The organism is Kitasatospora humi, from assembly GCF_020907985.1.
In the GTDB taxonomy this organism is placed as follows: Bacteria; Actinomycetota; Actinomycetes; order Streptomycetales; family Streptomycetaceae; genus Kitasatospora; species Kitasatospora humi.
Genome location: NZ_JAJJPA010000001.1, coordinates 208,729 through 222,631, shown reverse-complemented (window position 1 = coordinate 222,631; position 13,903 = coordinate 208,729). Strand labels below are relative to the sequence as shown.

The window sequence follows — 13,903 nt, the reverse complement described above, 5'->3', positions numbered from 1 at the left end:
GATATCACCAGTCATTGGGATCTCCAACGGTTTTAGGATGGCCGCATGACCGACGCCCCGTTCACCCGCCTGCAGACCCTCCCCAGCTGGTTCCTCGGCCGGGCCGGAGCACTCGGCCACCGGCTGGTCGCCGACGCCCTCGCCGAGGAGCGGCTCAAACTCGGCCACCACGCCGTGCTCTGCGCCGTGGCCGAGTTCGAGCCGCTGGCCCAGGCGGAGCTGTCCCGCACGGTGCGGATCGACCCCAAGGACATGGTCGGGATCATCAACGACCTGCAAGCCCGCGGCCTGATCGTGCGCGGCAAGGACCCGCGGGACGCCCGCAAGAACGCCATCACCCTGGCGCCCGAGGGCGCGGAGTTGCTCGCGCGGGTGCGATCCCGGACGGACGCGGCGAACGAGGAGTTGCTGGCACCGCTCGGCCCGGCGGAACGCGAGACGCTGCTGGCGCTGGTGGCCAGGGTGATCGAGGGGCGCACGGGCTGAACCGGCCCGAGTCGTCGAGGACTCCCGGGCGCCCGTACCGGCCGCCGAGGAGGGCGCCCCCGGGATGCCGGCGGTGCTCCGGGCCAGCCTGGGCCAGGTCTATCTCGATATCAAGTATCTTGACATCGAGAATCTACTCCGGAAGGCTGCTCCGTGAACGATGCGAACGGGGGTAGCCATGCGCGCGAAGAACGAAGGACTGCTGGCCCAACTGCGCCGGCCGCCGGGCGGACGGGACGCCCGGCTGATGCTGACCGCGCAGGCCGTTGACCGGACCGGCACCGGCGTCTGGGCGGCGGCTTCGGTGCTCTACTTCACCTTCGTCGCCCACCTGGGCGCCCGTCAGGTGGGCCTGCTGCTCGGCGTCGCCGCCGTGGCCGGGATAGCCGGCTCCCCCATCGCCGGGCGCCTGGCCGAACGCCAGCCCGTGCGACGGCTGTTGATGGCCGGCCACCTGCTGCGGCTGGGCACCATGGTGCTGCTGCTGGTTGCCCACGGCTTCGGTGCGCTACTCGCCCTGGTGGCGGTCACCAGCCTGGGCGAGCGCTCGGCCAAGACCCTGGAGATGCTCTTCGCCACCCAGGTCGCGGGCGAACGGCGGGCCGTGTACCAGGCCCTGTTCCGCAGCGTCGCCAACGCGGGCTACGCGGTGGGCGCGGGCATCGCGGCGATCGGGCTGGCGGTCGGGACGGTCGGCGCCTACCGGGCGCTGATCCTCGCCAACGGGCTCTCCTACCTGGCCGCGGCGCTGCTGGTGCGGCTCACCAGCGCCAACCCCGGGCTCCGTGCCCACGCCGCCGCCACGCCCGAAGGAACCGCACCGCAGGGCCCCAACCCCTGGCGTGACCGCGGCTACCTGCTGTTCGTGGCGCTCGACATCGTGATGAACCTGGACGACGCGGTGCTGAACGTCGGCCTCCCGCTGTGGCTCATCCACCACACCCGTGCCCCGCACGCGTTCGTCCCGGCGTTCCTCGTCATCAACACCGTCCTGGTGGTCGCCCTCCAACTCCGCTTCTCCACCTGGGCCTCGCGCACCAGCCGCCGCCCCGCCGACTCCGTCGCCCTGATCGGCGTCGCCATGCTGGCCTGCTGCCTGATCCTCGCCCTCACCACGGGCGCCGACGCCTGGACGGCCACCATCGCCATGACGGCCGCCGCCGTCCTCACCACCGTCGCCGAGCTCCTGCGCTCCATCAGCTCCTGGGAGTTGGCCGTCTCCCTCGCCCCCACCCGGTCCCGCGCCACCTACCTCGGCGTCGCCGGCATGGCCCAGTCCATCGAGAAGGCCGCCGGTCCGCTGCTGCTCACCGGCGCCGTCTTCGCCGGCGGCCCGGTCGGGTGGCTCGCCCTGGGCGGTGCGCTCGCCGGACTGGGCGTGGTGCAACGGCGGGCCTGCCTGCGGCGGTTGGGGGCGATGGGCGGGGTGGCCGCGGACCAGCCGGTAGCGGTGCGGGCGTAGCGGTGCGCGCCGGCCGGTCAGGTCGGGGAACGGCTTGCGCAGCGCGTCCGTTCAGTGCGCCGGGCCCCCGCCGCCGCCACGCCTCACCCCGGCAGCGAGTCCATGAACGAGCTGACCGAGAACACCGCCTTGCCCGCACCCGCCGGCCCGTAGCCGGGCGGTGAGGAGAGGCCGAACTCCGCCAGCGTCGCCCGGTAGGTCTGCAGCAGGCGGATGTGGTACTCCAGCGGCGCACCCTGCGGGTTGGCCTTGCCCAGCGGAGTGGTGGGCTCGGGGCACCAGGTGGTGAAGCGCGGCACGATGCCGTGGGACATGAAGAACCGCAGCCCCTCCCGGGTGGAGGCGATGGCCTCGTCGACCGTGGTGAAACCGAAGGGCTGGGCCATCTCCACGCCCGCGACGAAGTTGGGGATCACGTTGGAGGCGCCGAACACCCCGGCCGAGTCGAGGATCCGGCGGTGCCACTCCTCCCGGCCGACGTAGCGCTCCTTGCCGGGGCAGTACAGCTCGAACAGCCGCTTGTCCCACACCTCGAAGTTGGGGTGGTAGATCCGCACCCCGTAGTCGTGGAACCGCTGGACGTCGTCGCGCGGCAGCGCCTGCGCGACCACCTTGCCGATCCACCGCCCGGGGAACCGCTCCTCGATCGCCTTGGCGTACTGGCCGTAGAAGTCCGCCTCGTCGCGGCCCCCGACGTGGGAGGTGATCGAACCGCCGGTGAGGGTGTATGCCTGCGAGGCGCGGGCGGTGTCGTGGCGGTCGATCAACTCCAGGGCCTCCAGCACCTCTTCGACCGGCTTGACCCCGGTGTAGGGGCGGCCGGCCGCCTTGTGCTGGCGCCAGTTGTGGTTGATGTCGCAGTACTGGCACTCCTCCTTGGCGCCGAAGTACTGGCAGACCCGGAAGACGGTCAGGTAGATCAGGTAGCCCCATTGGATGGTCGGGGCCACCTCCATCACCGACTTGCCGTTGGCCAGGGTGTGCCGGTAGTAGCCCGGCATCGGGGGCAGGCCCACGTCGGCGATCCGGACACCGTCGAGGTGGAGGCCGAGCGTGCCGTCCTCCCCCGCCCCCACCCGGTAGGGCGAGGCCGGGTTCACCCGCACCGACACCACCGTGCGGCGCAGCCCGTAGGGCCCGCCGGTGAGCACGATCTCCTCCGGCGGCCGGTTGAGCGCGGCCGCGCCCAGCTCGGGCAGGGTGCGGTGGTCGAAGGAGAAGATGAAGTACGACTTCGGCTTCACGTCGCCCGCGCCGGCCCCGTCGGCGCTGCCGCTGAGCGCGGACTCGTCGAAGGCCATGCCGCCGCGCAGCAGGTCCTCCTTGATGACGGCCTCCCGGGGCACCTCCGGGTAGCGCTCCATCAGGTCCTCGACGAGCGCGGTACGGCTGCGGCCCTGTTCCTCCAGGTGCCCCGGACGGATCTCCATGCGCTGAACTCCCCACTCACAGAACTCGGTTCATCCTGCCGACCAGCACTGCGCCGCGCCTCGGCCGGTGGTCCCGAACCACGCTACGCCCCCGGTCCTAGGCACCCACCGCCAGGGACACGCCGGCGACCAGCATCGTCGTCGCGACCACACCGTCCAGGACCCGCCAGGACGACGCACGGCGGAAGAAGCCGGCGAGCAGGCGGGCACCGAAGCCCAGGGCGGCGAACCAGCAGAGGCTGGCCAGCGCGGCGCCGACCGCGAACTGCCACCGGTGTGCGCCGTAGCCGGCGGAGACGGCGCCGAGCAGCAGCACGGTGTCGAGGTAGACGTGCGGGTTGAGCCAGGTCATCGCCAGGCAGGTCAGCACCGCGCGGCGGCGGGAGCGAACGGCCGGCCCTGCGCTTTCCAGCACGGCGGTGCCCAGCACCCGGCGGGCGGCGACCACCGCGTAGCAGAGCAGGAAGGCGGCGCCCACCACGCGCACCGCCGTCAGCGCGGCCGGCCACGCCGTGACGAGGGCACCGAGCCCGCCCACTCCACAGGCGATCAGCACCGCGTCGGAGGCCGCGCAGATCGCGACGACCGGCAGGACCGCCTCCCGTCGGACGCCTTGGCGCAACACGAAGGCGTTCTGCGCCCCGATGGCGACTATGAGTGACATGCCGGTCCCGAATCCGGCCGCGGCGGCGGTGAGTGTGCTTCCCATGCGGGCCACCGTAAGGAGCAACCGCAGCATAAGACCAGCTGATGTTTTTTACGTATCCTTAGTGCTCGTGAAGACGGAACTGCCCCACGACCTGGTCCGCACCCTGCTGGCGGTGGTCGACGAGGGCACCTTCGACGCCGCCGCGGCCGTGCTGCACGTGACGCCCTCCGCCGTGAGCCAGCGGATCAAGGCCCTGGAGCAGCGCACCGGGCGGGTGCTGCTGACCCGGACGAAGCCGGTCCGGCCGACCGAGTCCGGCCAGGTCGTGGTGCGGTTCGGGCGCCAGCTGGCCAGGCTGGAGGGCGACGCCCGCAGCGCCCTGGGGATGGCCGACGGCGGAGCCGAGGACGAACCGGCGGGCCCGTCCTGGCTGCCGATCGCGGTCAACGCCGACTCGTTGGCGACCTGGTTCGTGCCGGCCCTGGCCGCGCTCGCCCGGCAGGCCCGGGTCCACGTCGACCTGCGCCGGGAGGACGAGGCGCACACGACCACGCTGCTGCGCTCGGGCGAGGTGATGGCGGCGGTCACCTCCTCCCCGGAGCCGGTGGCGGGCTGCTCGGTGCGCCGACTCGGCGCGATGGAGTACCTCCCGCTCGCCACGCCGCAGTTCGCCGCCCGCTGGCTGGACGGCGACCCGGCGCGACTGCTGCCCCGAGCACCCGTGGTCGTCTTCGACCGGCGCGACGATCTGCAGGACGCGTTCGTACGGGAGTTGACGGGCGGTCAGCCGGCCAGCCGGCTGCGGCACTACGTCCCGTCCTGCGAGGGCTTCACGGACGCGGTGACGACCGGACTCGGCTGGGGCCTGGTCCCGCGCATCCACGCCACCCCGCGGCTGCGCACCGGCGCGCTGGTGGAGTTCCTGCCGGGTCGCACCGTCGAAGTCCCGCTCTACTGGCAGCAGTGGCGCCTCGACTCGCCCGCCCTGGCCGCCGTCGCCACAGCGGTCGCGGCGCAGGCGGCACGGGCGCTGGGGTGAGCAGCTGCTCGACCTCTGGGCAGGCGCTCGATCGGTGAGCAGGCGCTCGAGCACTCGCTCACATCAGAAGCGCACCGGCAACGCCAGGACTCCCCGGGCCCGGATCGACGGCCGGTGGCGGACGGCACCGGCCGCCTCGTCCAGGGCCAGCGCCGGGAACCGGGTCAGCAGGGCGGTCAGCGCGACCTCGGTCTCCATCCGGGCCAGCGGTGCGCCCAGGCAGTAGTGGATGCCGTGGCCGAGGGCCAGGTGTGCGTTGTCCGGACGATCCAGTTCGAGCCGGTCCGGCGCGGCGAACCGCGCCGGGTCCCGGTTGGCGGCGGCGATGGCGAGCATGACGGTCTCGCCCGCCGGCACCCGGACGCCGCCGATCTCCACGTCCTCCCGGGGGAACCGCCGGATCGCCAGCGGGGCGGGTCCGTCGAACCGGGCGAACTCCTCCACCGCCGCCCCGATCCGCGTCGGATCGGCACGCAACGCGGCCAGCTGTTCGGGGTGCTGGAGCAGCGCCAGGACGGCGTTGCCGATCAGGTGGACGGTGTTCTCGTAGCCGGCGAAGAGGATCACGAAGGCGAGCGAGGTCAGCTCGTCCTCGCTGAGCCGGTCCTCACCGGTGGCGGTGGTGGCCGCATCCTCGTCCCGGACGGCGATGAGGGCGGAGAGCAGGTCGTCACCGGGCTCCGCGCGCTTGCGGGCGACCAGTGCGGTGAGGAAGTCCAGCAGTGCGACGACGGCGGCCTTGGCGTCCTGCGGCCGGCTCGGGTCAGGTGCGACCAGGCTGTCGGTCCAGCTGCGGAAGTCGGGGCGGTCGTCCACCGGGACGCCGAGCAGGTCGCAGATCACCGTGATCGGCAGCGGTGCGGCGTAGGCGGCGAGCAGGTCGGCCCGGCCGAGCGGTTCGATCGCGTCGAGCAGTCGGTCGGCGATCCGCTCGACGCGGGGACGCAGCCGCTCGATCCGCTTGGCGGTGAAGGTCTGCGAGACCAGGCGGCGGATCCTGGTGTGGTCCGGCGGATCCATGTTGAGCAGGTTGGCGTCGAGTGCGGGCGGCAGCGAGAAGCCGCGGTAGTTGCCGGGCAGCGCGTGCCGCCGGTCGAGCGCGAGCCGCGGGTCGGCGAGCGCCTGCCGGACGTCGGCGTAGCGGGTGACGAGCCAGACCGGCAGACCGTCGGGCCCGGCGATCCGGTGCACCGGGCCGGCCTCGCGCAGCGCGGCGAAGCCGGCGTGCGGGTCGGTGCGTAGCAGCGCGGCGGCGTGCTCGGCCGGACCGGCACCGGCCTGCCCGGCCGGACCGGCGCTTGCCTGCTCAGCCGGACCGGCGGCGGTGCGGTCTCGGATCGGCTCGATGGAGGACATCCCGCCAGCTTACGGGCCGTCAGGAACTCCCCGGCACGGTGACCGCCCCTTGTGCGCCACGGCCTGGCCGAGGCTGTTGGTTCGATACTTCCCGCCGGAGAGCCAGGAAACCGGACCATCCATTCACCTATTGAACACACGGGATGCACCGATGCCCGATTTTCCCGGCTATGCTCAGCTCGATCAGTTGATGGGAACAACGAAGTTGCCTGTTGCGTTCACTGCCTGAACGACATGAACGACATAAGCAGCCTCATGTTCGTCACGCACAAGGAGTTCAGGTGAGCACCAGCAGCGCTCCGGTGCGGTCGGCCGGCAGGCCCGCCGCAACGGACCACCTCGGACACGTCATCTTCATCACGGCGGCGGCCGCGATGGGCGGGTTCCTGTTCGGCTACGACAGCTCCGTGATCAACGGCGCGGTGGCCGCGATCCGCGAGAAGTACCAGGTCGGCTCGGGGACGCTGGCCCAGGTGGTCGCCGTCGCGCTGATCGGCAGTGCGATCGGCGCCGCCCTGGCCGGCCGGATGGCCGACCGGCTGGGCCGGATCCGGGTGATGCAGATCGCCGCACTGCTCTTCACCGTGAGCGCCGTCGGTTCCGCGCTGCCGTTCGCGCTCTGGGACCTCGCGCTGTGGCGAGTGCTCGGCGGCATCGGCATCGGCATGGCCTCGGTGATCGGCCCCGCCTACATCGCCGAAGTGGCCCCGCCCGCCTACCGCGGTCGGCTCGGCTCCTTCCAGCAGGCCGCGATCGTGATCGGCATCGCCGTCTCCCAGCTCGCCAACTACGGGATCCTGCAGGCCGCCGGCGGCGACCAGCGCGGTCATGTGCTGGGCCTGGAGGCCTGGCAGCTGATGCTCGGCGTGATGGTGGTGCCGGCCGCGCTCTACGGCCTGCTCTCCTTCGCCATCCCGGAGTCACCGCGGTTCCTGATCTCCACCGGCCGGATCGACCGTGCCAAGGCCGTCATCGCCGAGGTCGAGGGCGCCGACAGCGACCTGGACGCCCGGGTCGCCGAGATCGAGCACGCGATGCGCAGCGAGCACCGCTCCACCTTCCGCGACCTGCTCGGCGGGCGCATGGGCCTGCTGCCGATCGTCTGGGTGGGCATCGGGCTGTCGGTCTTCCAGCAACTGGTCGGCATCAACGTCGCGTTCTACTACTCCTCGACGCTGTGGCAGTCGGTGGGCATCGACCCCAGCTCGTCGTTCCTGTACTCGTTCACCACCTCGATCATCAACATCGTCGGCACCGTGGTCGCGATGGTCTTCGTCGACCGGATCGGGCGCAAGCCGCTGGCCGTGATCGGCTCCGCGGGCATGGCCGTCTCGCTCGCCCTGGAGGCCTGGGCGTTCTCCTACCGCCACGGCGCCGACGCCGCGCTGCCGCACGGCCAGGGCATGCTGGCGCTGATCGCGGCCCACGCCTTCGTGTTCTTCTTCGCCCTCTCCTGGGGCGTTGTGGTCTGGGTGATGCTCGGCGAGATGTTCCCCAACCGCATCCGCGCCGCCGCACTGGGCGTGGCCGCGGCCGCCCAGTGGATCGCCAACTGGCTGATCACGGTGACCTTCCCCACCCTGTCGGACTGGAACCTCTCGGGCACGTACGTCATCTACGCCGTCTTCGCCGTGCTCTCCATCCCGTTCGTGGTGCGGTTCGTGCGGGAGACCAAGGGCAAGTCGCTGGAGGAGATGGGCTGACCCGCCACCGAGACCGATCCGCCGCCGAGGCTGACGCGCCACCGAGGCTGATCGACCACCGGGCGACGGCAGGCGCTCCGGGCCGGATGCGGCCCGGAGCGCCTTTTCGCTCAGCGCTGCTGGCAGGTGGGGCACCAGAAGAGGTTGCGGGCCGCGTGCGCCTCGGTGCGGACCTCGGTGCCGCAGACCAGGCAGGGCAGCCCCGCCCGGCGGTAGACGTACACCTCGCCGCCGTGGTCGTCGACCCGGGGCGGCCGGCCCATCGCCTCGGGGGTGTGCTCGGGGCGGACGGTGTCGATCCGGCCGATCGCCGCGCCCTCGTGCATCAGCTCGACCAGGTCGCGCCAGATCAGCTCCCACTCGGCGCGGGTCACCTCGCGGCCCGTGCGGAACGGGCTGACGGTGTGCCGGAACAGCACCTCGGCGCGGTAGACGTTGCCCACCCCCGCCAGGACCTTCTGGTCCATCAGCAGGGCGGCTATCGTGCTGCGGCTGCGGGCGATCCGCTGCCAGGCCCGCTCCGGGTCGGCATCGGCGCGCAGCGGGTCCGGGCCGAGCCGGGCGTGCACCGCGTCCTTCTCGGCCGGGGTGAGCAGCTCGCACGTGGTCGGGCCGCGCAGGTCGGCGTAGTGCTCGTCGTTCGCCAGCCGGAGCCGCACCATGCCGACCGGCGCGGGTGCCGGTGCCGCGCCGAACCTGAAGCCGCCGTACAGGCCCAGGTGGATGTGCAGCCAGCCGGCCGGGAAGCCGAGGAAGAGGTGCTTGCCGTCGGCCTCGGCCTGCTCCAGCGGCTGCCCGTCGAGCAGCTCGGCGCCGTCGGCGAACCGCCCCTGCGGGCTGGAGACGTCGACCGGGCGCCCGCCGAACAGCCGCCGGTTCTCGGCGGCGAGGCGGTGCAGGATGTGGCCTTCGGGCATGACGGGCGAAGCTCTTTCGGTCTACGGGTGCGGGTCAGCGGACCGGCTGGCCGGCCAGGCGGGCCGAGATCGCCCGGTCCAGGGCGGTGGCCGTGGCGGCCACGTCCAGCTGCGAGTTGTCGATGATCGGCAGACCGGAGTTGAACCAGCCCGCCATCCGGCCGTGGATCAGCGCCACCTGTTCGTCGCTCAACCGCCGGTTGCCGGAGCGCCGGGCGTTGCGGGCAAGCACCGTGTCCAGGCTGGGCAGCAGCACCACGGGGATCATGCCGGGGCCGATGTGCCGCTTCCAGCCGCCCAGCCCGATCGCCGGCCGGTCCGGGAAGACCGCGTCGTCGATGATGCAGGAGATGCCGTTGGCCAGGTAGTTGCGGCAGGCGAAGCCGCAGGTGCGGCGGGCCAGCCGGTACTGCGCCTCGGTGGCGCTGCTCCAGCCGGACTGCGGGTTGGCGAAACCCGCCTGCACCCATTCGCGGACGTCGTCCAGGCTGATGTGCGCGGTCGGCACCGCCCGGCGCTCGGCCCAGTGCCGGGCCACGGTGGTCTTGCCCGCGCCTGCCGGGCCGATGAGCAGCACGGCGAGCGGCCCCGCGCTCTGCGCCAGGCTGGCCGTGGGGAGTTGCACGGGGGCGCCGGTGGGCAACACGAAGTGGCCGGTACTGCCCGGCGGCACCGCGACGCTGGGCGCGCTGGGGCGGCGGAGGGGGGTGAGCGCCGGGGCGGGCGCGAAGGCGCGGGCGGGCACGGGGGCGAGCGCCGCCGGGGGAGCCGCGGTCCGGGCGGGGGCGGCCGGCCGGGCCGGAGCGGCGACGGGAGCCTGGGGCGCGGCGGCAGCCGGAGCCGGCGGTACGGCAGGAGCCGGGGCTGCGGCAGCAGCCGGGGCTGCGGCAGCAGCCGGCGGCGCAGCGGGGACCGGGGCCGGGGCCCCGGCGACCGGCGGGGCGGGCGCCGCCGCAACCGTAGCGCCCGGGCTCTCGGACGCTGCAGACGCGGTCGGCGCGGTCGGCCCGGTGCCGAGTGGAGGCGGCACCGTCGGCTGACCCGCCGACAGCTGCCCGCCCTCCGAGGGCAGTGCACCGACCGAGGGCGGAGTGGCAGGCGGCGCCGGGGGCACCGCCGGGGCGGCGGGCACGGGAGTCGGCCCCCCGTCGCCGGCGGCACCGGTGGCCAGGGGCAGTACCGGGAGATCGCGCAACGTTGGCGGCCCCTCGTCACGCCCGGCAGCCGGCGCCGGCTGCGGCGGGTTGTTCGGGGCGGGCGGCTGGGGCTCGGCGTCCTTGCGCGGCGGCATCGGCGGCGGACCCGCCGGACGCGGGGGCACTCCCCCGCCGTACTGCTGCGACACGACACGCACCTCCCGGTGGGGAGACTACACGGCGTCACGGCAGCGAGCCCAGTCCGCCTCGGGGCAGCCGCCGTGCCACCGCGGTCGGCGGGCCGCGGGTCCGCCCGGCTCAGCCCCGGCCGACCGCTGCCCGCCGCCGCGCCCGAGCCTCCCGGCTCGGCGTCAACGCTGCGCCGACTTCCCCGTCAACGCTGCGACAGCTGCTCGGCCAGCGCCCGCAGCGCCAGCTCGTAGGAGCCGATGCCGAAGCCGGCGATCGTCCCGGAGGCGATCGCGGCGATCACCGAGGTGTGCCGGAACTCCTCGCGGGCGTACGGGTTGGAGATGTGCACCTCGATCAGCGGGGCGGTGCGTTGGGCGGCGGCGTCCCGCATCGCGTACGAGTAGTGCGTGAAGGCACCGGGGTTGAGGACCACCGGGGTCTTCTCATCGGCCGCCCAGTGCAGCCATTCGATCATCTGCTGCTCGGAGTTGGTCTCCTTGACCTCCACCTCGAAACCGAGCTCGCGGCCGAGCTTGGTGCAGCGCTCGACCAGGCCGGCGTAGGAGGTGGATCCGTAGACATCGGGCTCCCGGCTGCCGAGCCGGCCGAGGTTGGGGCCGTTGAGGACCAGCACCCGCTGACCGAAGGGCTGCGTCACGACGACACCTCCGCGTAGGCGGCGACCAACAGCGACGGGTCCGGCCCCTCCAGCACCGAGGTCTTGGCCAGACCGTCGAGCACGATGAAGCGCAGCAGGTCGCCGCGCGACTTCTTGTCGACCTTCATGGCGTCCAGCAACTTCGGCCAGGCGTCCGCCCGGTAGCTGAGCGGCAGGCCCACCGAGGCCAGCACGGTGCGGTGGCGGTCGGCGGTGGCGTCGTCCAACCGCCCGGCCAGGCGGCCGAGTTCGGCGGCGAACACCATGCCGATCGAGATCGCGGCGCCGTGCCGCCACTTGTACCGCTCGTTGCGCTCGATGGCGTGGCCGAGGGTGTGGCCGTAGTTGAGGATCTCGCGCCGGCCGGCCTCCTTGAGGTCACCGGAGACCACGTCGGCCTTGACCTGGACGGCTCGCCGGATCAGCTCCACGGTGTGCGGCCCGGCGGGGGTCTGGGCGCCCTCGGGGTCGGACTCGATCAGGTCGAGGATCACCGGGTCGGCGATGAAGCCGCACTTGATGACCTCGGCCAGGCCGGAGACGTAGTCGTGCTTGGGCACGGTCTCCAGGGTGGCGAGGTCGGCGAGCACACCCACCGGCGGGTGGAACGCGCCGACCATGTTCTTGCCCTCGGCGATGTTGATGCCGGTCTTGCCGCCCACGGCCGCGTCCACCATGCCGAGCAGCGTGGTGGGCATGGAGATCCAGCGGACCCCGCGCAGCCAGGTGGCGGCGACGAAGCCGGCCAGGTCGGTGGTGGCGCCGCCGCCCAGGCCGACGATCACGTCGCTGCGGGTGAAGCCGGTCTGGCCGAGCACCGACCAGCAGTAGGCGGCGACCTCGGCGCTCTTTGCCTCCTCGGCGTTGGGCACCTGAAGGGTGATCGCCTCGTACCCCTCGGCGGCCAGGTCCTCGCGGATCGCATCGCCGGTGGCGGCCAGCGCCTCCGGGCAGATCACCGCGACCCGCCGGGCCTGCGGGCCGATCAACCCGGCGAGCTCGCCCAGCAGTTGGTGCCCGACCAGCACGTCGTAGGGGTCGTGGCCGGCCGAACCGCCGACGTGGATGGTGACGGTGTCGCTCATGCTCAGTTCAGCTCCAAAGATTCCAGCACGGCCTCGGCGACCTGCTCGGGGGTGCGGCCCTCGGTGGTGACCACCGCGGCGGCGACCTCCAGGTAGAGCGGTCGGCGGCGCTCCATCAGTTCGCGCCACTGCTGGCGCGGGTTGACCGCGAGCAGCGGGCGCGGCGCGTCCAGCCCGACCCGCTTCACGGCGTCGGCGAGCGCGACCTCCAGGTACACCACCGGTCGGCCCTTGAGCAGCGCCCGGGTGGGCTCGGCCATGACGGCCCCGCCGCCGAGCGCCAGCACTCCCCGATGGTCCGTCAGGGCGCCGGCGACGGCGGCCCTTTCCAGCTCGCGGAAGTGCGGCTCGCCGTCGTCGACGAAGATGTCCGCGATCGGCTTGCCCGCGGTGGCGACGATGTCCTCGTCGGTGTCCCGGAAGCCCACGCCGAGATGGTCGGCGAGCAGTCGGCCGACCGTGCTCTTGCCGGCACCGGGCGGCCCGACCAGGACGACAACCGGTCCACCGGTCATCGGATGACCAGGTTCTCGAGGTAGCCCCGCACATTGCGGCGGGTCTCGGTGACGTGGTCGCCACCGAACTTCTCCAGCACCGCGTCGGCCAGCACCAGCGCCACCATCGCCTCGGCGACGATGCCGGCGGCCGGCACCGCGCAGACGTCGGAGCGCTGGTGGTGCGCCTGGGCGGGCTCGCCGGTGCGCACGTCGACGGTGCGCAGGGCGCGCGGCACGGTGGCGATCGGCTTCATCGCGGCGCGCACCCGCAGCAGCTCGCCGGTGGACAGGCCGCCCTCGGTGCCGCCCGAGCGGCCGGAGGTGCGCTTGACGCCCTCGGGGGTCGGGACGATCTCGTCGTGCGCCTGGGAGCCGGGGATCCGGGCCAGCTCGAAGCCGTCGCCGACCTCGACGCCCTTGATCGCCTGGATGCCCATCAGCGCGGCGGCCAGCCGGGCGTCCAGCCGGCGGTCCCAGTGGACGTGCGAGCCGAGGCCCACCGGCACGCCGTAGGCCAGCACCTCGACCACGCCGCCGAGCGTGTCGCCGTCCTTGTGGGCCTGGTCGATCTCGGCGACCATCCGCTCCGAGGCGTCGGCGTCCAGGCAGCGCACCGGGTCCGCGTCGAGCCGGGCCTCGTCGGCGGGCAGCGGCAGCACCCCGGCCGGGGCCTTGGCGGCGCCGAGCTCCACCACATGGGAGACGATCTCGATGCCGCAGACCTCCCTGAGGAAGGCGCGGGCGACGGTGCCGAGCGCCACCCGGGCGGCCGTCTCGCGGGCGCTGGCGCGCTCCAGGATCGGGCGGGCCTCGTCGAGCGAGTACTTCTGCATGCCGGCCAGGTCGGCGTGGCCGGGACGCGGCCGGGTGAGCGCCTCGTTCCGGGCCAGGCCCGCCAGCACCTCGGGGTCGACCGGGTCGGCGGCCATCACCTGCTGCCACTTGGGCCACTCGGTGTTGCCGACCATGACCGCGACGGGGCTGCCCAGCGTCTGGCCGTGCCGGACACCGCCGAGGAAGGTCACCTCGTCCTGCTCGAACTTCATCCGCGCGCCGCGACCATAGCCGAGCCGGCGGCGAGCCAGCGCGTCCGCCACGTCGGCGGTGGTCACCGGCACACCGGCAGGCAGGCCCTCCAGGGTGGCAACCAGGGCGGGACCGTGCGACTCTCCCGCCGTCAGCCAGCGCAACGTACCCAAGGGTGCTCCTTCATCAGCGATCCGAGCCCGAGCCCTACGCCCGGCCGGGCTCCTGCGGGCTCCTGCTCCGAGCCCGGTCCGATCCTTTCACGTT

General features: G+C 73.2%; 13 protein-coding genes. 4 read left to right on the top strand and 9 right to left on the bottom strand.

Going from position 1 to position 13,903, the window contains the following annotated elements; genetic code table 11:
- Window positions 1-45 precede the first annotated feature (45 nt).
- Together LN042_RS01040 and LN042_RS01035 are read left to right on the top strand one after the other, a co-directional pair.
- Entirely contained in the window at window positions 46-486 is a 441-nt protein-coding gene (locus tag LN042_RS01040; protein WP_230047794.1) for a MarR family winged helix-turn-helix transcriptional regulator, read from the top strand.
- Window positions 487-664: 178 nt separating this feature from the next.
- Window positions 665-1,948 (top strand): MFS transporter, encoded by a 1,284-nt coding sequence (locus tag LN042_RS01035; protein ID WP_230047793.1) that lies wholly within the window; start codon window positions 665-667, stop codon window positions 1,946-1,948.
- Between the two features lie 83 nt (window positions 1,949-2,031).
- Here the strand turns inward: LN042_RS01035 and LN042_RS01030 are convergent, their stop codons facing one another.
- Both LN042_RS01030 and LN042_RS01025 read right to left on the bottom strand, forming a co-directional pair.
- Window positions 2,032-3,378 carry a radical SAM protein gene (locus LN042_RS01030; protein WP_230047792.1) on the bottom strand — a complete coding sequence of 449 codons (1,347 nt, stop codon included), beginning with the start codon at window positions 3,376-3,378 and terminating at the stop codon, window positions 2,032-2,034.
- 97 nt (window positions 3,379-3,475) lie between these two features.
- The gene (locus LN042_RS01025; protein ID WP_230047791.1) at window positions 3,476-4,087 is read right to left on the bottom strand and encodes a LysE/ArgO family amino acid transporter; all 612 of its coding nucleotides are present in this window, start codon (window positions 4,085-4,087) and stop codon (window positions 3,476-3,478) included.
- Between the two features lie 67 nt (window positions 4,088-4,154).
- Here LN042_RS01025 and LN042_RS01020 point away from each other — a divergent pair, with 67 nt between their 5' ends.
- Window positions 4,155-5,066, top strand: a complete 912-nt coding sequence (locus tag LN042_RS01020; protein WP_230047790.1) for a LysR family transcriptional regulator ArgP — start codon at window positions 4,155-4,157, stop codon at window positions 5,064-5,066.
- 63 nt (window positions 5,067-5,129) lie between these two features.
- Here the strand turns inward: LN042_RS01020 and LN042_RS01015 are convergent, their stop codons facing one another.
- On the bottom strand, window positions 5,130-6,422 hold the full coding sequence (locus LN042_RS01015; RefSeq protein WP_230047789.1) for a cytochrome P450 family protein: 1,293 nt from the start codon (window positions 6,420-6,422) through the stop codon (window positions 5,130-5,132).
- Window positions 6,423-6,703: 281 nt separating this feature from the next.
- Here LN042_RS01015 and LN042_RS01010 point away from each other — a divergent pair, with 281 nt between their 5' ends.
- Window positions 6,704-8,125 (top strand): sugar porter family MFS transporter, encoded by a 1,422-nt coding sequence (locus tag LN042_RS01010; protein ID WP_230047788.1) that lies wholly within the window; start codon window positions 6,704-6,706, stop codon window positions 8,123-8,125.
- Between the two features lie 110 nt (window positions 8,126-8,235).
- Here the strand turns inward: LN042_RS01010 and LN042_RS01005 are convergent, their stop codons facing one another.
- The 6 genes from LN042_RS01005 to aroC all read right to left on the bottom strand — a co-directional run bounded on the left by LN042_RS01005 (window position 8,236) and on the right by aroC (window position 13,809).
- Window positions 8,236-9,042, bottom strand: coding sequence for an Fpg/Nei family DNA glycosylase (locus LN042_RS01005; RefSeq protein ID WP_230047787.1), 807 nt, complete (start codon window positions 9,040-9,042; stop codon window positions 8,236-8,238).
- Window positions 9,043-9,076: 34 nt separating this feature from the next.
- Complete coding sequence (locus LN042_RS01000; RefSeq protein ID WP_230048074.1) at window positions 9,077-10,114, bottom strand: ATP-binding protein; 1,038 nt, start codon at window positions 10,112-10,114, stop codon at window positions 9,077-9,079.
- A 458-nt stretch (window positions 10,115-10,572) separates the two neighbouring features.
- Complete coding sequence (gene aroQ / locus LN042_RS00995; RefSeq protein ID WP_230047786.1) at window positions 10,573-11,028, bottom strand: type II 3-dehydroquinate dehydratase; 456 nt, start codon at window positions 11,026-11,028, stop codon at window positions 10,573-10,575.
- Window positions 11,025-12,113 carry a 3-dehydroquinate synthase gene (aroB, locus tag LN042_RS00990; protein WP_230047785.1) on the bottom strand — a complete coding sequence of 363 codons (1,089 nt, stop codon included), beginning with the start codon at window positions 12,111-12,113 and terminating at the stop codon, window positions 11,025-11,027. The genes aroQ and aroB overlap by 4 nt, the downstream gene beginning before the upstream one ends.
- A 2-nt stretch (window positions 12,114-12,115) precedes the next feature.
- On the bottom strand, window positions 12,116-12,628 hold the full coding sequence (locus tag LN042_RS00985; protein WP_230047784.1) for a shikimate kinase: 513 nt from the start codon (window positions 12,626-12,628) through the stop codon (window positions 12,116-12,118).
- Window positions 12,625-13,809, bottom strand: a complete 1,185-nt coding sequence (gene aroC / locus LN042_RS00980; protein WP_230047783.1) for a chorismate synthase — start codon at window positions 13,807-13,809, stop codon at window positions 12,625-12,627. The genes LN042_RS00985 and aroC overlap by 4 nt, the downstream gene beginning before the upstream one ends.
- Window positions 13,810-13,903: the final 94 nt, after the last annotated feature.